The organism is Bartonella sp. ML70XJBT (genome assembly GCF_028618425.1).
GTDB lineage: Bacteria > Pseudomonadota > Alphaproteobacteria > Rhizobiales > Rhizobiaceae > Bartonella.
The window spans coordinates 116,417-135,319 of sequence record NZ_JAQISX010000002.1 but is presented as its reverse complement, the minus strand read 5'-3'; the positions used below and the strand labels follow the sequence as shown (position 1 = coordinate 135,319).

Annotated in this window: 11 protein-coding genes; 2 read left to right on the top strand and 9 right to left on the bottom strand. The window is 35.0% G+C overall.

All coding sequences use genetic code 11. The annotated features are described in order from the left end of the window. The first annotated feature begins 103 nt into the window (after positions 1 to 103). Positions 104 to 580 carry a peroxiredoxin gene (locus tag PVV65_RS01435; RefSeq protein WP_273788928.1) on the top strand — a complete coding sequence of 159 codons (477 nt, stop codon included), beginning with the start codon at positions 104 to 106 and terminating at the stop codon, positions 578 to 580. Between the two features lie 370 nt (positions 581 to 950). Here PVV65_RS01435 and prfB read toward each other — a convergent pair. The 3 genes from prfB to PVV65_RS01420 form a co-directional block, all read right to left on the bottom strand. After that, positions 951 to 2,079 (bottom strand): peptide chain release factor 2 gene (gene prfB, locus PVV65_RS01430; RefSeq protein ID WP_273788927.1). Its coding sequence is split into 2 segments (ribosomal slippage): positions 951 to 2,009 and positions 2,011 to 2,079, totalling 1,128 coding nucleotides; the frame shifts between segments, so codons are not numbered across the junction. A 170-nt stretch (positions 2,080 to 2,249) separates the two neighbouring features. Then, positions 2,250 to 4,718: a penicillin-binding protein 1A gene (locus PVV65_RS01425; protein ID WP_273788926.1), complete on the bottom strand. Its 2,469-nt coding sequence runs from the start codon at positions 4,716 to 4,718 to the stop codon at positions 2,250 to 2,252. Between the two features lie 172 nt (positions 4,719 to 4,890). Continuing rightward, on the bottom strand, positions 4,891 to 6,120 hold the full coding sequence (locus tag PVV65_RS01420) for an N-acetylmuramoyl-L-alanine amidase (protein ID WP_273788925.1): 1,230 nt from the start codon (positions 6,118 to 6,120) through the stop codon (positions 4,891 to 4,893). 606 nt (positions 6,121 to 6,726) lie between these two features. Between PVV65_RS01420 and PVV65_RS01415 the strand changes: the two genes are divergently transcribed. Next, the gene (locus PVV65_RS01415) at positions 6,727 to 9,360 is read left to right on the top strand and encodes a ribonuclease E/G (protein ID WP_273788924.1); all 2,634 of its coding nucleotides are present in this window, start codon (positions 6,727 to 6,729) and stop codon (positions 9,358 to 9,360) included. 92 nt (positions 9,361 to 9,452) lie between these two features. Here PVV65_RS01415 and PVV65_RS01410 read toward each other — a convergent pair whose 3' ends face one another. The 6 genes from PVV65_RS01410 to PVV65_RS01385 all read right to left on the bottom strand — a co-directional run bounded on the left by PVV65_RS01410 (position 9,453) and on the right by PVV65_RS01385 (position 18,901). Beyond that, positions 9,453 to 10,064: an invasion associated locus B family protein gene (locus PVV65_RS01410; RefSeq protein ID WP_273788923.1), complete on the bottom strand. Its 612-nt coding sequence runs from the start codon at positions 10,062 to 10,064 to the stop codon at positions 9,453 to 9,455. A 2,370-nt stretch (positions 10,065 to 12,434) separates the two neighbouring features. Next, on the bottom strand, positions 12,435 to 12,701 hold the full coding sequence (locus PVV65_RS01405) for a hypothetical protein (RefSeq protein WP_273788922.1): 267 nt from the start codon (positions 12,699 to 12,701) through the stop codon (positions 12,435 to 12,437). 391 nt (positions 12,702 to 13,092) lie between these two features. After that, positions 13,093 to 16,593 carry a transcription-repair coupling factor gene (gene mfd / locus PVV65_RS01400; RefSeq protein ID WP_273788921.1) on the bottom strand — a complete coding sequence of 1,167 codons (3,501 nt, stop codon included), beginning with the start codon at positions 16,591 to 16,593 and terminating at the stop codon, positions 13,093 to 13,095. Between the two features lie 5 nt (positions 16,594 to 16,598). Continuing rightward, positions 16,599 to 16,886 (bottom strand): succinate dehydrogenase assembly factor 2, encoded by a 288-nt coding sequence (locus PVV65_RS01395; protein WP_273754202.1) that lies wholly within the window; start codon positions 16,884 to 16,886, stop codon positions 16,599 to 16,601. A 66-nt stretch (positions 16,887 to 16,952) separates the two neighbouring features. Continuing rightward, entirely contained in the window at positions 16,953 to 17,633 is a 681-nt protein-coding gene (locus tag PVV65_RS01390; protein ID WP_273754203.1) for an ABC transporter ATP-binding protein, read from the bottom strand. Further along, the gene (locus PVV65_RS01385) at positions 17,633 to 18,901 is read right to left on the bottom strand and encodes a lipoprotein-releasing ABC transporter permease subunit (protein ID WP_273788920.1); all 1,269 of its coding nucleotides are present in this window, start codon (positions 18,899 to 18,901) and stop codon (positions 17,633 to 17,635) included. The genes PVV65_RS01390 and PVV65_RS01385 overlap by 1 nt, the downstream gene beginning before the upstream one ends. Between the last annotated feature and the right edge of the window lie 2 nt (positions 18,902 to 18,903).

Here is an 18,903-nt window from a genome sequence, read left to right as displayed (position 1 = left end):
TAGCAAAAAAACTTTGAAATAATTTTCTTCTAAAGAGTTGAAACTTTATTCCTTCTCTGTCATGCTGCTAATTGATCTTTTAACTCAAAAAGAAAGATAGAACATGATAAAATCAATGAAAGGAACTCTTGCTCCTGATTTTAACTTGCCACGTGATGGAGGAGAGATGGTTTGTCTTTCTGACTTTAGGGACAAGCCTGTTGTCTTATATTTTTATCCCAAAGATGACACGAGTGGATGCACAAGCGAGGCTCTTGATTTTACAAAATTAAAAACGAAATTTGATGAAATCGGTGTTGCTGTTATTGGCATCTCTCCAGATAATGTAAAAAAACACGATAAATTTAAAGTAAAACATGGGCTTGATGTCATTTTGGCTTCTGATGAAGAAAAAACAACCCTTGAAGCTTATGGTGTTTGGGTAGAGAAAAGTATGTATGGACGCAAATATATGGGTGTCGAACGAAGCACTTTTTTAATTAATGCAAATGGAAAAATCATAGAAGAATGGCGCAAAGTGAGCGTATCTGGACACGCTGAAAATGTTTTAGCAGCAGCAAAGCTTTTACTATCGTCATAATGACATATGAGCTAGGAGTATACGATATTTAAAAGCAATGGCGTTCCTCCTCAATTGATTTTATTTTTCCAAAGAATTCAATTTTTATAATATGTTAATTTATAAGATTAGCTGGTTATTTATTCTTTAAATTAATCCTCATGATATCGTAAATTCTCTCCTTTCAGATTTTTCTTATCTTAAATGAATCAAAAAATTCACGTGTTCCTGTCATAAGAAGAATTGACTTGTGAGAAAAGACTTTGAAAAAAGGAACAAAAAAACACCTCTTTGAATCCTACACCTAGCAAGAGTTATCTATATATCACAGCATTAATAAAACAAGCAATTTAAGAAATAAATCTACACAGCTTGAAGGAGGGATATATCATTAGTGAATATCTTCAATTTCTTTGTCTTTTCCATAAATACGTTGAGAAAGTGCAGCCTCTATAAATGAATCTAAGTTCCCATTAAGGACAGATTGTGGATCAGTACTTTCAATCCCTGTACGCAAGTCTTTTACAAGTTGATAAGGTTGAATAACATAAGATCTAATTTGATGTCCCCATCCAATTTCTGTTTTAGAAGATTCAACAGCATTGGTTTCTTCTTCTCTTTTTTTGAGTTCCTCTTCATAAAGGCGAGCACGGAGCATTGACCAAGCTGTGGCGCGATTTTTATGCTGAGAACGCTCCGTTTGACATTGAACTACAATACCCGTTTTCATATGTGTGATACGAACGGCAGAATCTGTCGTATTAACATGTTGTCCTCCTGCTCCCGATGCACGATAGGTATCAATACGTACATCTGCTTCTGAAACATCAACTTCAATATCATCATCAATAACTGGATAAACCCAAATGCTTGCAAAAGAGGTATGGCGCTTTGCATTCGAATCAAATGGAGAAATTCGTACTAAGCGATGAACGCCTGATTCTGTTTTTAACAATCCATAAGCATTATGCCCTTTTACCAGAATCGTCGCTGACTTTATTCCTGCCTCTTCTCCATCATGAATTTCTAAAACTTCAACCTTCATTTCATGGTATTCAGCCCAGCGCATATACATACGCAACAACATAGAAGCCCAATCTTGGCTTTCTGTTCCACCCGCCCCTGCATGAACTTCTAAATAGGTATCATTAGGGTCTGCCTCTCCTGAAAGAAGCACATCAATTTGCCTTTTATCGATCTCACTTTTAAGATTACGTATTGAATTTTCCGCCTCAGCGATAATTTCAATATCACTTTCTTCTTCCCCCATCGCAATGAGCTCAATGCATTCTTCAAGTGTTTTTGTAAATGATAAAAGAGCACAGATTGAATCATCAAGACGCTGACGCTCACGCATCATATCTTGTGCTTGTTGTGCATCATCCCAAAGTTTAGGATCTTCTGCTTTTTGATTAAGATATTCGAGACGCTTTAATGATTGATCCCAGTTAAAGATGCCCCCTTAGCAACTGAATTGCTTGTCGGATTTCATCAACTAATGTTTCTATTTCTGCTCGCATAATTTAACACCGTATTTTTTTACACTCTTTCTGGTATGTTCTTAACATTTTACACAAATTCAATAGCTTTTATCAAAAAAATGGAACGGATCCATCTTTCTATTTACAGGGCCAACACTATTAAAAAAACAGATAAAAACCAAGACTCATAGAAAAGGAGATTTCGTTGGTTAATACAGCCCCCCTGTTCCACTTTCAAGGGCTTTATTAACTTGTGGAGAAGTGGTTATTGCTGGAACACCTTCTTGAAAAGAATCCGTCCCCCCAATGACTTGATATATATCAGCAGGACCAGTTCCTGGTTTAAATGCTTCTATAATGACATCGTGATCTCCTCTTTCCGCAAGCATTCCTGTTTTTCGATTAATTGGCATTAAAATCATACCCTTCGGCATCTTAAAGGGAACATCCGGTTTTCCTTTAAAAGCATCTTCCATAAATTCACCAAAAATAGGTGCTGCCAATGAACTTCCCGTCCCGTTGTATCCCAACGATGCTGGTTGATCGTAGCCAACAAAAACGCCAACGACGAGGTCAGGGGTAAATCCCATAAACCAAACATCTTTGGAATCATTGGTTGTTCCTGTTTTAGCAGCAATATGCCTATTGAGATAACGTAAACGCGCTGCAGTACCACGCTGAACAACCCCTTCCATCATCGATGTAATCTGATAAGCTGTCATAGGATCAAGAACTTGATCTCTCTCATCAATTAAAGTGGGTTCCCTTTGATTATTCCATGAATTCGCATTACAATTTTCGCAAATACGATCATCATGACGATAAATTGTCTTCCCATAACGATCTTGAATTCGGTCTATCAAAGAAGGTTTAATAGAGCGTCCTCCATTAGCTATGACAGAATAAGCTGTAACCATTCGTAAAACTGTTGTTTCAGCGGCTCCTAGGGCCATGGGAAGATAAGGTTGTAATTTATCGACCACGCCAAAACGCTCTGCATATTCAGCGACAAGAGGCATTCCCATATCATTGGCAAGCCTTACTGTCATAAGATTACGAGAATGCTCAATACCATAACGCAACGTTGAAGGTCCTGCAAAAGTACCACCATAATTTTTAGGTTGCCAAACCTCACCATTATATTGGCGAACTTCGATGGGACCATCTAAAATAACCGATGCTGGTGTATACCCATTATCAAGTGCTGCTGAATACACAATGGGCTTAAATGCAGAACCAGCCTGACGATAAGCTTGTGTTGCACGATTAAATTCAGATGCTGCAAAAGAAAAACCTCCCACCATTGCAAGAACGCGCCCTGTGTGCGGCTCCATAGCAACAATCGCACCTTCAACCTTAGGAATTTGTTGTAAACGATAAGTGTTATTTGTATTGGGTAGCTTTTCAACAAAAATGACATCCCCAACTTGCAGAACATGAGACAAGCTCTGAACAGTTCTTCGATAACCATTTTCTTTCACAACATGGAGTGCCCATTTTGAATTAGCTTCAGATAAAACAGCAATTTCTCGTTTTTTTGAGAGCATACCAGAAGCTTCGCGCTGCGGTTGTAAACCAATCTCTATTTTATTGGGATTTGCAGAAAGAACAACCGCTAAACGCCATTCAGGAACATCACTTAATCCTGTGATATTTGCAAGCTCAGCCCCCCAATCATCATCTTTCTTATCAATATGCGCATAAGCTCCACGCCATCCGTGTGCATGATCAAATTTAATTAATCCATTTTGCAAAGCCCGCCGAGCAATTATTTGTAAATTAGGATCAAGCGTTGTACGGATGGACAGCCCACCTTCATAAAGTGTTTTAGCCCCATAGCGATGCATTAAACGGCGACGTACTTCTTCAGTAAAATAATCAGCTGCAAAAACATAGCTATCACTTCCACGTATTCTCGCTCCCAAAGGTTTAGCTTTTGCTTTTTCACCTTGTTCACGGGTTATATAACTATTTGCAACCATCCGATCTATAACCCAATTGCGCCGATCAATAGCACGCTGTGTATTCTTAAATGGATCATAATTTGCTGGTCCTTTTGGAAGTGCAGCCAAATAAGCACATTGTTCTAACGTCAGATCATTGACGGATTTATTGAAATAGGTCAAAGAGGCAGCTGCTATACCATAAGTACCACGCCCCAAATAAATTTCATTGAGATAAAGTTCGAGAATATGATCTTTTGAGTAAGTTTTCTCAATACGCATTGCTAAAATAGCTTCCTTAAATTTACGCTCTAACGTTGTTTCTGAACTTAAAAGGAAGTTTTTAGCGACTTGCTGCGTTATAGTTGATGCGCCTTCAGGACGTCTTCCAGAACCAATATTACGAATATTATTGATCAAAGCGCGAGAAAGTCCTTCGGGATCTAAACCAAAATGATGATAAAAATTTTTATCTTCAGCCGAAATAAAAGCATCTTTAACAAGCTTTGGGATTGATTGAATCGGTAAATAGAGGCGATGTTTTGTTGCAAACTCTGCCATAAGACGGCCATCAGAAGCATGGACACGAGTCATTACCGGTGGCTCATAAAGTGAAAGAACTTCATAATCAGGAAGTGCATTTGCTTGACCACTGGTCATAACACCCCATGTTATTGCGCTATAAAGTCCAGTAGCAACGAAAAAACGAGGAAGATATTTAAAAAAAATCATCATAAAAACGGCTGTCGCTTTCTTAAGAATTGATCAAAGAAAAAATATGTAACTTCAATCACACCACGTGGATATCACGCACACAAGATTGAAAAAAGAAAATTTGTTTTCTATCTTTATATTTATACTAGGGTAAATTAAAATCCCATATTAATTACTCTATTTTCTTAAAAATTTAAAGAGGCTGTAGCATTTTCTGTCTATATTCAGCGAATTGACGAATAGAATGAGCAATTGAGAGAGCCATCTGTTTTCTCCAATGAGGATCGTTTAATAATTTTTCATCCTCTTTATTGGATAGATACCCGATCTCTATCAAGACAGAGGGAATATCTGAAGCTCTTAAAACTTGAAAATTAGCATAGCGATGAGGATTATTGATTAAGTTGATATGACTCTTTGATAAACTTGAAATAACACTATTTGCAAAATTAACCGAAAATGTATGCGTTTCACGTCGTGTAAGATCCAGCAAGATATCTGTAACTTCAAGCGTTTCATCTGCAGGCAAACCATCAAGCAAATCAACTTTATTTTCACTTTCAGCTAAAGATTTAGCAATGGCATCAGAGGCTTTATCTGATATGGTATACACTGTGGCTCCACGAAGGGAATGAACATCAATTGTATCTGCGTGAATAGATATAAAAAGATCAGCACCAAACTCTTGCGCTTTTTTTACTCTTTCGCTTAATCTTAAAAAGACATTAGAATCACGCGTTAAAATAACGCTAATATGCGGATATTTTTGTAATTCTTCTCGCAATGCACGCGCAAAATCTAAAGTTACATCTTTTTCTAAAATTCCAGTAACCCCCCGTGCACCACCATCAATACCGCCATGACCTGGATCAAGAACAACGCGAAAATTTTGCGCCGGAATCAACGGTAGTTTTGTATCAAAATTGCTCCTTTGCTGGCTCTTTAATATCTTATCAAATTTTTCTTGCGTACTTTTATGAATATCAACCAGTAACTGCCATAAACCATTATCTAATTTTTTTACGATACTTTTTTCAACAACAAAAGCTGTTTGGCTTGTCAAAATAATGCGTGAAGTTTGTATGTCAGAGAAAGCATAACGCATATCTGAGAGCATAACGGATAATGCATTCTGTTTCTTTAAAGACATATTTTGCATTGAAAAGTCAATTGTAGGTAAATTGATAACCAAACGTGCTGGCCTATCTAAAATCTGCAAACGAATATCTGGTTTTGAATTGAAAAGCGCAATTATACGTGTATGAGCACTATCACCAATGGTTCGAAAATTGATAAGTCTCAAAGGATCCGCAGCTTGAACAGTGGTTTGACATAACAAAAAAAATAATAAAAAGTATATGAATTGCACAATAACGTCCCAATAGGCTGTTTTCAGCTTTTGGATCAAAAAAAATCTTATCATAAGCCCTCTTATCATAAGCAAAGTATTCTACAACGACATTTGTACTAATTTATCTTGGTTATATAAAAAAGGTACACTAAATTTATTGTCTATTTTTCAATAAATGTTAAACTCCCCCATTATAAAAAACGAAATTAAGGTAATAAAAATATTATCATGATACATGATTTACATTGTTACTTGCCAAAAGCATGATATCAACATAAAAGAATATTGGTGCTTCCTAGCTGATAATAGATCCAATTATCTATAACTGATAGTAAGTTGTCTTTAAAGGGGTTGTTGCATATTATCCGTTGAGACTTTGTTATGGATGAAAAATTTCTATGTTATAAAATTAGGATTGCATTATTTAAGATTCGTTGGTTCGGATATCCGAACTGTTTTAAAGATTATTTTACCAGAGACTTTTTTAAAATATGTGTCATAAAAAACAGATGGAGATAATGATGAGAAATGGTGTAAATGCAGTCATGCATCTACATGTGGTGTTCCGTCCTGTTTTTCTGGTACTTCCCTTTTATGGCAGACAGCCCTTTACGTCTATGAATAATTACACCGTTCGTTTGAATAAAGTTGTGCATGTCGCCTTCAGGATATTAACTTATGTCAAACAAAATGCTTATAGATGCCTCTCATCCGGAGGAAACACGTGTTGTTGTTGTTCACGGCAACAAAATTGAAGAACTTGATTTTGAATCAGAACATAAAAAACAGCTCAAGGGGAATATTTATCTTGCACGTATTACGCGTGTAGAACCATCTCTTCAAGCAGCTTTTGTCGAATATGGTGGAAATCGACATGGTTTTTTAACATTTTCTGAAATTCATCCTGACTATTATCAAATTCCTATTGCTGATCGCCTTGCTCTTCTTGAAGAAGAGGAAGCAGCAGCTATAGGGGAAAATCCAGCAGATGTTTTTGAGGAAGAAACAACTAAAAATAAAAAACGCTCTAGAAGAACAAAAAAAAATGCGAAAAACAATGTCATAGCAACCAATGTTGAAAATGATATTGCATCCGAATCTGTAACAATTAATCATACAGAAGAGATATTAAATGCCGATGTCTCTTATGATGAAATCGAAATGGTTGGTGCTGAAGACATCCGTGAAGAGCTCCCAACATATCAAAGAAAACAAGGGCGCCAGTATAAAATTCAAGAAGTGATTAAACGACGTCAAATTTTGCTGGTGCAAGTTATCAAGGAAGAACGTGGAAATAAAGGCGCTGCCCTTACAACATATCTCTCTCTAGCAGGTCGTTATTCTGTTCTCATGCCCAACACAGCACGCGGTGGTGGTATTTCACGAAAAATTACGAATGTGCAAGACCGTAAGCGTCTTAAAGAAATCGTAAAAGAATTAGCTGTTCCAAAAGGTATGGGCGTTATCTTACGAACGGCTGGCGCTAATAGAACAAAAGCTGAAATCAAACGCGATTATGAATATCTTATGCGGTTATGGGATACGATTCGTACTTTGACACTCGAGTCAACGGCACCATGCCTTGTTCATGAAGAAAGTAATCTTATAAAGCGTTCTATACGAGATCTTTACAATAAGAACATTAGTGAAATTCTTGTCTCTGGAGACCAAGGATATCGTGAAGCGAAAGACTTTATGCGTATGCTTATGCCAAGTCATGCAAAAGTCGTGCAACCTTATCGCGATCCTACGCCTATTTTTGCAAGAAATAATATTGAAATTCAGCTTGATAAAATGTTGCAACCGCAGGTTTCTTTAAAGTCTGGGGGTTATCTTGTTATTAATCAAACAGAAGCACTTGTTGCTATTGACGTTAATTCTGGACGCTCTACGAGAGAATTCTCTGTTGAAAAGACAGCTTTACAAACAAACCTTGAAGCTGCAGAAGAAGTAGCACGTCAATTACGCTTACGTGATCTTGCTGGTTTAATCGTGATTGATTTTATTGACATGCTTGAAGAACGCAATGTGCGACTGGTCGAAAAAAAATTAAAAGACTGTTTGAAAAATGATCGTGCTCGTATTCAAGTTGGCCATATCTCACACTTCGGCCTTTTAGAAATGAGTCGTCAACGTATTCGCATATCAGTTTTAGAAAGTACAACACACCCCTGCCCCCATTGCGCAGGAACAGGAAGTATACGTTCTGAATCATCAATTGCCTTACATGTCATGCGCTCAATTGAAGAATATCTTCTTCATAATTCGCAATATAATATTATTGTGCGCACACCCGTAGCGACAGCGCTTTATGTGTTAAATCACAAACGCAACATTCTTGTTAATTTAGAAACACGCTTTAAACTCAATATTAGTATTGAGGCAGATGATAGTATTGGAACACAACATCTTGTTATTTCTAAAGGCACAATAGCAGAAAGCATTTCTCGATCTTCATTGGAAGATGACAATAAGCAAGAAATTGAAAATTCTGTTTTCATAAAAAGTGAATCTATTGAAAATCCTCCTTCCATTGAAACAAATCAAAAACGTCAACGCAAAAATCGCTACGATGAAATTGCTGATCATTCTCTCTCCGACGTTCATAAAAAAGAAGATACATTGAATGATGATTCTTACCGTCGAGGACGTCGTCGAGGGCGTCGTGGTGGTCGACGAAATCAAGATAATAGTTTTCATCAGGTTCGCATTCCTTATGCAGAACCAGTCGGAGATTTTGCTAAGAAGGCTTTAGCAGAAATTAAAGCAGTGCTTCACAAAGGTCGTGGTCCATCGGCTAAATCTTCTAAACTTGAAGAAATAAAAAACAATACACAGGCTCTCGAGGTACAACAGCAAGATGAAACGATAAAAGTTGATGATACAAGGGATAAATCTAAACAGCGTAAAACACTTTCTTCAAGGGCGGCAGAAAATAATCTTTCTCTAGAGAATGATCAAAATATTGTAGAACAAAAATCTCTTGAAGAAAAAACTAAAAGCGGTTCGGCACGTAAAATTAGAACAAAAAAAGCAAATAAATCTCTTCATGAGAATGAGGATAAAACTCCTGAAAATACTAAAAAATCAACACGTAGAACACGTAAAAAAACATCCTCTCAAGAAGCAACAGAAATACAAAAAACATTAGAGAAAGAAACTGATATGAAGATGGAGAAAGCTGTCGAACCTTCTCCTTCCAAAATTGAAGAAACAATTAACCAACCCGTTGTTATTTCATCAACATCTAGTGATTCTCCTAAAACTGCGCGTATTGGTTGGTGGAAGCGCAGAACTCTTTCAAAAAATTAACAATAAAAAGAAACCGCCACAAAAAATTGTGGCGGTCTAAATAAACGATCATAGAAAAAGTTTTAACCAATTCTATGGCGTGTGTGTGTGTATTATTTCTGCTTTGCTTTCTCTTGCTCAGCCCGCATACGCTCTTCAATTTCTTTTTGATTTGATTGAATGGCCTGCTGCAGCTTTATTTGTTCTTGTTGGAAATCTTTTTCTTCCATACCAGGACCGGTGTACGCAGCTGTAAATCCGTTAAGAGAAAATTCAATGGGATTAGCTGAACCACGGAAGTTAACTGTAGTTACAACCATTTTTGTACCACTTTTCATAGCTGCGATAAGCTTATCGTCTAAGACATCATTAGCAATACAACTTGGCCCATTACAAATGATATAAGGAATTTTTTTAGAAAAACCATCACCTATTTGAATGTGAACACCTTCTGGCAAAAAACGACCTGTAGGCACTTGAATACCTATACGTTTTTCATTTTGCTTCCCTTTTATTTCAACAAGATTAAAAGCCGTTAAAGGTTGTCCTGTATTTGATAATACAGTATTCATTGTATTACAAATATCAACATCATTCTGTTTACTGCAAACTTTGTACCAACCTTGTGATAAAGTCTGCGCATTTGCAGAAATACCAGCTATAAGAAAAAAGGCAGCTGCTCCAACTAATATTGAGACAGCAGAATAAAAATTTTTATGCGACATGATTAAGTTAATCCTTTCAACGCGCTTTTAAGTAATTAAAAAAATATTAAGTATAATTCCAATTTAAACTTATTAGATTATAATGAAATAAAACTTAATTTTATTATTTTTACTTCAATATAAAAAAAAAAGTCAAATTTAGAGAAAAAACTACGACGATCTAGGTAAACTTTTATACACCCATATAGCTTTCCCCTCTTTATCACACAGGAAGTTGATGAAATTTATCCATTAAAACAACACCTCTACGCATTCGCACTAAGATTACACAAACGAATCAATAATGCAATATCAATTAAAATAAACTTCTATGCACTTCTAAAAATCTTACAAATTTACACTTAAATAAACAACTCTTGAATTATGTTATAGAGTCTTAGCAACAAATATTAAAATGCACAAAGCTTCAAAATATTGATTAAATTTTACTGTTTGTAATCCACGAAAATAAAGTTATTTATTATGGTATTATTGAAATATTTGATGGATTAAAGCTGCTAATTATCTAAAACTCCTGAACAATAGAAAGAAAGTTTTTTGCTAACAGACTGTTTTTTTGTCTTTTTGACAAAATAATAGCAATATATCTTTGTCATAAAGCTATATTTAGTTTTCTTGCTAAAAAAGTAAAATCAAATGACAAAATATATGTGAGTTATCTTTTTTTATTAATTAAAAGACATATTTTTTTGCTGAAAAATCGATAACAATTGAAATCTTTTCAATTTATAATAGACCTATTTAAAAGATAGAAAAAGTTTCTTTTTATCTCTCTTATGAAACATATAGAATTATCTGAAAAATTTAAAAACTCCTTTTTACTCAAAACGTATAAATTTATACTTCTTTTGGCTCTCATATACCTCAATGAAGAAAAATACATTATGAATCTGATGATTTAAAAATGAATTGAATAAAATCATAAAATTTTATCTCAATAGCATTGCATATATATCATATATAAATAAATAATCCGAAAACATACTCTTGATAAGAGAATTATAAAGAGAAGAAAAGTCCTCTTCATAAGAAATTAAATAATTTCAAGGTCATCCAAATAGAATATTTTTGACAAAACATAATGTCTTTGAAAGCTTAAAAAAATAATTGATATTTTTATTGCCCTCCTATGCTTTTACGATTCATAACAGACATATTATGAAAGAAAAGTTTGAACCACTATTGATTTCAGAAAAATTGTTTTTACATATCTTGCTTTTTTAAAAGAAGGTAAGCAAAGCTTTATAGAATTTTTTTGACTCTTAAATAATATCAAAAGATTATGATCGCTTCTTGAAAATTATCGAAACACTATAAACATAAAAAGCATTAATACTCTAAGCGGTTCTTTCTAAAGTTATAGATGGGGGGGGGATATGTTTAAAATAAATAGATCAGAGGCGATTGATAACTTAAAAATCTTTAAAGCTGTATAATCAAAAATTTCTATAAGAAGTAAGCTTTATAAAAAAATGGGGGTAGTCTACCCATAACCTATCTTTTCAATTTAAAATTATGTTAACCTCTAATAAGAAAATAAGAATAAAAGTCATTTTTTCTTTTAAAGTATTTTATTGGGTCTTGTATTTATTTTAGAAGAAAAGCTATCAATGATAACCAAATCAAAACATTTTTTAATGTTTAAAACTAACATAATTATAAATAAATTAAAAAATTCTCTCTCATCATAAACTGGATAAACAAACTGTTAAAGTTTATTTCTTTAAAACTTAAAGGGAAAATTAATTTTTCTGAGATCATTAATCTCCCTATAAATACAATCCTAACAGCGATGCTTTATACATATTTAGATGTCGACTTAATTGCATCATTCGTGATTTAAAACAAAGCTCTTGATTTCTAGCGAGTTAATGCTTTTCATTTCCTAAACAATAGATAGCTCTATAATTATCTTAAATATGCACATAGTGCACCACTTTATAAATATAGTTTTTCAACTTTGTAATGTGCGTAAAAATAGCTGTAGAAATTAGCAACAAAATCATAATAAATAAAAATTAAAAAATATATTATAAATAACATATTTATTATACATGTTACCTATTGTTTATTATATTATTATAATTTTACTCCATTCACCTAAGAAAACTTTTGATTTAATATTATTATAGCGCTATTTTTCATCAAACTTTTTAAGTATATTATTATGATAATATTAGATATTATTCTATTTTTCACACATTGTAAAAAAATCCGCCCTTTAATTAAACCATTCTTCGACATGAGAACGGATGCGATTTATGGTATTATTTCTTTTATTTGGAAGCATTATATTATGTAATTCTTTTATAGTTCTACAAAACATAGGCCCACTTTCCACAAACCAACCATTTACTATGATATCATTTTTTACATTATCAAATATTTTTTTTCATAGCTATAAGAGCCATCTGTTAGTAATTCTTTAATGTCCCTGACTAAACTAGAACTTATTGAATGAATTGCATCTTTTGCCCAATCAAAATCTTTACGCAAAATAGCGCCTATATCACTCTGCAATATATCTTCTAACGTTTTACAACTAATAACGAATATGAGATAATTTTTCATTATCTCATATTCACCTCCATTCTTCTCATTCATTTTCCATTCGTTAAATAATGGAGTTTTTTTCAAATACTCTTTTGCTTTAATCAGCTTTTCTTCATGTTCTCCTATTTCGTACTCTCTCGCTATATGTACTCTAGAGATAAATTTTTGTTTTTAAAACGTTGGTATTGTTCTTCAGAAAATAACTCAGCATGAGTATCTTTTACGCCATATATGCAAGGCAGTAACAAAAAAACTATCGTTAGAAATTTTTGTAATGAAGAAAGCATGTTATTTTGATCCAAATTTTTCTTATTATATCAATATGTATTATAATAAAGGACCTAAAATAAATATATAAGAGATTATCTTTATTATAAACTTAAATTTTATTCTTACAAAAAATCAATAAGTGGTTATTATTTATAGAATAATTTTACAAGCATAAGAAACAGTTCTGAAAAGTAGAGAAACTGCTTTAAACAGAATGTTGTTCTGCCATTTCCACAAGCTGTGTCATAATCGTAGCAGCTCCAATAAGTCTTTCATCAACGGTAGACCAATTCCGAATAAGAGCAATAGTTTGATCTGGACGAATTTTTGCCATTGAACCTTGTTTTTTCACCCATTGAACAAGAGCAATACTATTGGCAAAATAGTTATTGCGAAACTGTATGACAATACCCTTTGGTCCAGCATCCAATTTTTCTACATGGGCTTTTCGACACAATATTTTGATATGAAAAACTTTAAGGATGTGTTGAACTTCAAGGGGCAAAGGACCAAAACGATCGATTAACTCCGCTGCAAACTCATCAATCTGTTCTAAATTTTCGAGTTCTGTCAAGCGTCGGTAAAGCCCCATACGTAATGATAAGTCAGGCACAAAACTTTCTGGTATCATTACAGTTGTAGCGAGCGAGATTTGAGGTGACCATTGCTTATCCTCACTTAGCTCTCCATCTTTTAATTCAGCAACAGCTTCTTCAAGCATTTTTTGATAGAGTTCAAATCCAACTTCTTTGATATGTCCTGATTGTTCTTCACCTAAAAAATTGCCTGAACCACGAATATCCATATCGTGACTTGCCAATTGAAAGCCAGCCCCTAATGTATCAAGAGATTGTAACACTTTAAGACGACGATCAGCAGCAGATGTTAAAACTTTACCAGAAGGAAATGTAAAAAGTGCATAAGCACGTTGTTTTGAGCGCCCTACCCTCCCTCGTAACTGATAAAGTGCAGAAAGACCAAACATTTCAGCACGATGCACAATTAATGTATTGGCTGTTGGAATATCAAGACCGGATTCAATAATGGTTGTCGATAGCAAAACATCATATTGTCCATCGTAAAATGCATTCATAATATCATCAAGTTGTCCAGCCGGCATTTGTCCATGTGCTATAACGAATTTGAGCTCTGGAACATGCATTTTAAGGTATTCTTCTACAAAAGCCAGATCAGAAATACGAGGACAAACATAAAAACTTTGTCCACCACGGTAGTATTCTCGAAGTAATGTTTCTCGTATAACAAGGGCATCAAATGGAGTAATAAAAGTACGAACTGCCATTCTATCAATGGGTGGAGTGGTGATTAATGAAAGTTCACGTACTCCCGATAATGCCAATCCTAAAGTTCGTGGTATGGGGGTTGCTGAAAGTGTAAGAACATGAATATCACTTTTAAGCTGTTTTAAACGCTCTTTGTGTTTTACCCCAAAATGTTGCTCCTCATCAATGATGAGAAGACCTAACCGTAAAAAATCGACTGCACCACTTAAGAGTGCATGGGTTCCAATAGCAATATCAATCGTACCATCTGAAATCCCTTTTTTGGCTTGTGTGAGTTCTTTCCCTCTCACAAGCCTTGATACATGACCAATTTTAACAGGTAATCCTTGAAAACGCGAAATAAAAGTCTTGTAATGTTGACGTGAAAGCAAAGTTGTCGGTACAACAACAGCGACCTGATATCCATTTAATGCTGCAACAAAAGCACTTCGAATAGCTACTTCTGTTTTTCCAAAGCCAACATCACCACATATCAAGCGATCCATCGGCTTTCCTGAGGCTAAATCATCTAAAACGGCATCAATGGCATTCATTTGATCCTCTGTCTCTTCATAGGGAAAACCAGCAACAAACTCATCAAATGGTCCAACTGGTGGAAGTAAAGCAGGCGCGGCACGTGTCGCACGCTCCGCAGCTATACCAATTAATTGCCCGGCCATTTCCAATAAATGTTTTTTAAGCCGAGCTTTACGTGCTTGCCAAGCAACACCCCCTAATTTATCTAAAGCTACCTCTGTTCCTTCTGAGCCATAACGTGAAAGAAGTTCAATATTTTCAACAGGTAAAAAGAGTAAATCACCTCCAGCATATTTAATTTCAAGGCAATCTCGTAAAATTCCAGTGGTTGTGATGGTTTTAAGACCAACAAATTGGCCAATACCATGATCGATATGCACAACAAGATCACCAGAATTTAAAGCAGAAAGTTCAGAAATAAAATTTGTATTATTTTTACGCCGCTTTGGCGATCTAATGAAGCGATCACCTAAGATATCTTGCTCTGCTATAATAGCTAAATCTTCAGCCTCAAAACCATGTTCTATCATGATAACAGCTGCTAATATGCGATCTCGTGGGGTTGCTTTAACTGTTTGCAAAGATTTTACAACTTCTATTTTTTTCAATCCATGCTCATCAAGAACTTGTATTAAACGATTGAGAGATCCTTCACTCCAACATGCTAAAAGCACTTTTTTACCAGCAGCGCGTAAAAAAGCGATGTAATCAATAACACTTGAAAAAACATTTTTTTCCTGTGCATTCCGCTCTTTTACAAAATTATATCCCTGTTTAACTTGTGCGTGAATAACTGTTTGTTCCAAACTTTGTGGAATATTAAAAGGCGAAAAATCAATACGCTGTGAAGATTGTTGCACATATTCAAAAACACGCTCTGGCGTTAAATGGAGAAGATTAGGATCTATCGGATGATAAGACGTCGTATTTTCTTTATCATTTTCGCGTTCTTTACGCGCGTTATAATAGTCTTCAATAAGGCGATAGCGCTCAACAAAAACTTCTTCTATAAGATGTTCGAAAACAAGCGGTAAATTACCACAATGATCAAAAAAAGTATCAAGATTTTCATAAAAAAATGGAAGCCAATGTTCCATACCAGCAAAACGTCGACCTTGAGCAATTGCTTCATAAAGCATATTATTTTTTTGTGATACACCAAATGTACGGGTATAATTGCTTTTAAAACGGCTGATGCATTCATCTGTCAAAACAACCTCGCTCATTGCCTGTAATAAAAATTCAGTTTTTTGGCGTGTTGTTCTTTGACTTTCTGGATCAAATACACGAATGCTTTCTAGGGTATCTCCAAAGAAATCAAGACGTAAAGGCTCAATATCCATAGGAGAAAAAATATCTAGTATTCCTCCTCTTACAGCAAATTCACCAACATCACGGACAACCGTAACGCGTTCAAAACCATTGGTTTCTAGGAATTGAATAAAATGCCCCATATTATGGCGTTGGCCAACATGTGCGTGAATAAGCTGAGCTTCTATCATTTCACGAGGAGGCAATTTTTGCATAATTGCATTTGCTGTTGTTAATATAATTGCAGCCTGTGGATTTTGACGTAAATTGGCCATGCGTGCCAATGCTGATAGTCGACGTGCCATAATAGCAATTCCTGGTGACACGCGATCATAAGGCAAACAATCCCATGCAGGAAATTGAAGGACGGGTAAATGGGGCTCAATAAAATTTAAAACTTGTTGTAAATGCGCAATTTTTGTTCCGTCTCGGACAACATAGATGAGTGGTTTACCTTGTGCAATTTCTAATCTTAATTTGGCAAGGGCAAAGGCTTCAAATCCATCAGTAACGCCATCAAAAATTATATGAGCAGAACTATTGGGGGGAATGATAATTTTCTTAAATATAGGCATTTAAATCAATAAGTTAAGTAATTACGATAATTGATAATATCACGAAAAAGAGGACTATCAATTTCAGGGGGAGGTGACATTTCTCCGGTAATCCATGTGAGTAAGTCGCGATCATCAAAAGACATAATATACTCAAATTCAGAGAGTGTTTTATCATTCATTGAAGTAATATTAGCATTAACATAATGTCCAAAAATGAGATCCATTTCACGAATACCGCGATGCCATGCACGAAAAATCAACCGGCGGCGACGTATATCCAATTGATTTTTGTCAACGACAAAAACTGTCATAAAAAGTCTCCTTGAATAAAGTAATATAAACCATTCAATTAGTCGTATAAAATTTATACCTTGCCTTTAAGGAAGTTCAATAATCTTCTGTTCTTTAAGTGTAATTCGACGATGCATTTGCTTTGCCAAAGCGTAATTATGTGTTGCAATAAGAGCAGAAAGACCAGACTGACGAACAAGAACAGATAAAGCTTGAAAAACATAAGCTGAAGTTACGGGATCAAGATTTCCAGTAGGTTCATCCGCCAAAAGAACCGAAGGGGCATTTGCTACGGCACGTGCAATAGCAACACGTTGTTGTTCTCCTCCCGATAACTCTGAGGGACGATGATTCGCCCGATGAGAAACACGTAAATACATCAATAATTTACGCGCACGATCTTCTGCGATGGACTTGTTTAATCCTGCTATCATTTGCGGTATCATAACATTTTCTAAAGCAGTAAACTCTGGAAGTAAATGATGAAATTGATAGACAAAACCAATATCATTTCGTCTGATAGCTGTTCTCTCACTATCAGAGCGCTTTGCACAAGAAACGCCCCGTAACATCACATCACCGGCTGTTGGTTTTTCTAATAACCCAGCAATATGAAGAAGTGTTGATTTCCCGGCACCAGATGGTGCAACAAGTGCAACAAGCTCTCCACGATTAAGAATAAAATTTGCTTTATCTAAAACAATGAGCGGCTTATGACTCTCAAAAAAGCGTCTTTCAATCTCTACAAGCTCTAAAATCGCTGTCATTATTCGTACCTCAAGGCTTGCACAGGATCTAGCTTAGCAGCACGCCATGCAGGAATAAGCGCAGCAAGAAATGATAAGAATAATGCCATAATAGCAACCAAAACAGTTTGTTTCCACTCAATTTGTGCAGGCAGTTTTGTTAAAAAATAAAGTTGAGGATTAAAAACATCGACATTAAATAACCAAGAGATAAAGTCTTGAATATGATTAATATTCGCGGTCGCGATAACACCTAAAATTAAGCCTAATATCGTTCCAATAAAACCAATCATCATTCCTGTAATAATAAATATACGCAAAATCGCACTCTGTTGTGCACCCATTGTGCGTAGAATTGCGATATCATGACTTTTATCTTTTACAAGCATAATAAGGCCTGAAATAATATTTAAAGCAGCAACAAGAATAATCAGAGAAAGAATAAAAAACATGACATTTCGTTCAATCTGTAAAGCTGAAAAAAAAGCCTGATTACGAGTACGCCAATCAATTAAATAGACCTGTTGATCAACTGCTTTTTCTATCATTGGTTTTATTTGATCAACAGCATCAGGATCGTTTAAAAATAATTCTAAAGACTGAACTTTATCGCCTAAATTAAAAAACATTTGTGCTTCATGGAGAGGCATAAAAACAAATATTGAATCATATTCAGACATACCAACTTCAAAAATAGCAACGACTTTATAAGCTTTTACACGTGGTGTAACGCCAAAAGGAGTTTCATCACCATCAGGGGTAATAATACGAAGATCCCTCCCAACTGTAAGCCCCAATTTTTCTGCTAAACCACTTCCAATTGCAACACCTTCTTCTTGATCAAAACGAGAAATCGAACCTAATTTAATGTTTTGAGAGACTGTCTTAAGTTTTTCTAAATCTTGTTTGCGCATACCACGAATTAAAGCACCAGAGCCACCTTGAGCTTCACCTTGAACAAGTGCTTGACCTTCAATAACAGGTAAAGCAAACTTCACACCATTTTTAGATTCTAAAGAAGAAATAAGAGTCTTATAATCAGAAAAACCAGCATCAATTGTTTGAACAATAAGATGCCCATTCATACCAAGAATACGGTTAAGAAGTTCTGTACGAAAGCCATTCATCACCGCCATAACAACAACCAGAGCAAAGACTCCCAACATAATCCCAATAAGAGAAATAATTGAAATAACCGATGCGACGACATGTTTTTTATTGGGAATCATATAACGAAAAGCAATCATCCACTCATAAGATGAAAACCATTTATTTTTCAGCCTCTTCATAA

Excerpts from the sequence above, each read along its gene's own strand:
- PVV65_RS01435 (WP_273788928.1), top strand. The coding sequence starts at position 104 with ATGATAAAATCAATGAAAGGAACTCTTGCTCCTGATTTTAACTTGCCA.
- PVV65_RS01425 (WP_273788926.1), bottom strand. The coding sequence starts at position 4,718 with ATGATGATTTTTTTTAAATATCTTCCTCGTTTTTTCGTTGCTACTGGA.
- PVV65_RS01420 (WP_273788925.1), bottom strand. The coding sequence starts at position 6,120 with ATGATAAGATTTTTTTTGATCCAAAAGCTGAAAACAGCCTATTGGGAC.
- PVV65_RS01415 (WP_273788924.1), top strand. The coding sequence starts at position 6,727 with ATGTCAAACAAAATGCTTATAGATGCCTCTCATCCGGAGGAAACACGT.
- PVV65_RS01410 (WP_273788923.1), bottom strand. The coding sequence starts at position 10,064 with ATGTCGCATAAAAATTTTTATTCTGCTGTCTCAATATTAGTTGGAGCA.
- mfd (WP_273788921.1), bottom strand. The coding sequence starts at position 16,593 with ATGCCTATATTTAAGAAAATTATCATTCCCCCCAATAGTTCTGCTCAT.
- PVV65_RS01395 (WP_273754202.1), bottom strand. The coding sequence starts at position 16,886 with ATGACAGTTTTTGTCGTTGACAAAAATCAATTGGATATACGTCGCCGC.
- PVV65_RS01390 (WP_273754203.1), bottom strand. The coding sequence starts at position 17,633 with ATGACAGCGATTTTAGAGCTTGTAGAGATTGAAAGACGCTTTTTTGAG.
- PVV65_RS01385 (WP_273788920.1), bottom strand. The coding sequence starts at position 18,901 with ATGAAGAGGCTGAAAAATAAATGGTTTTCATCTTATGAGTGGATGATT.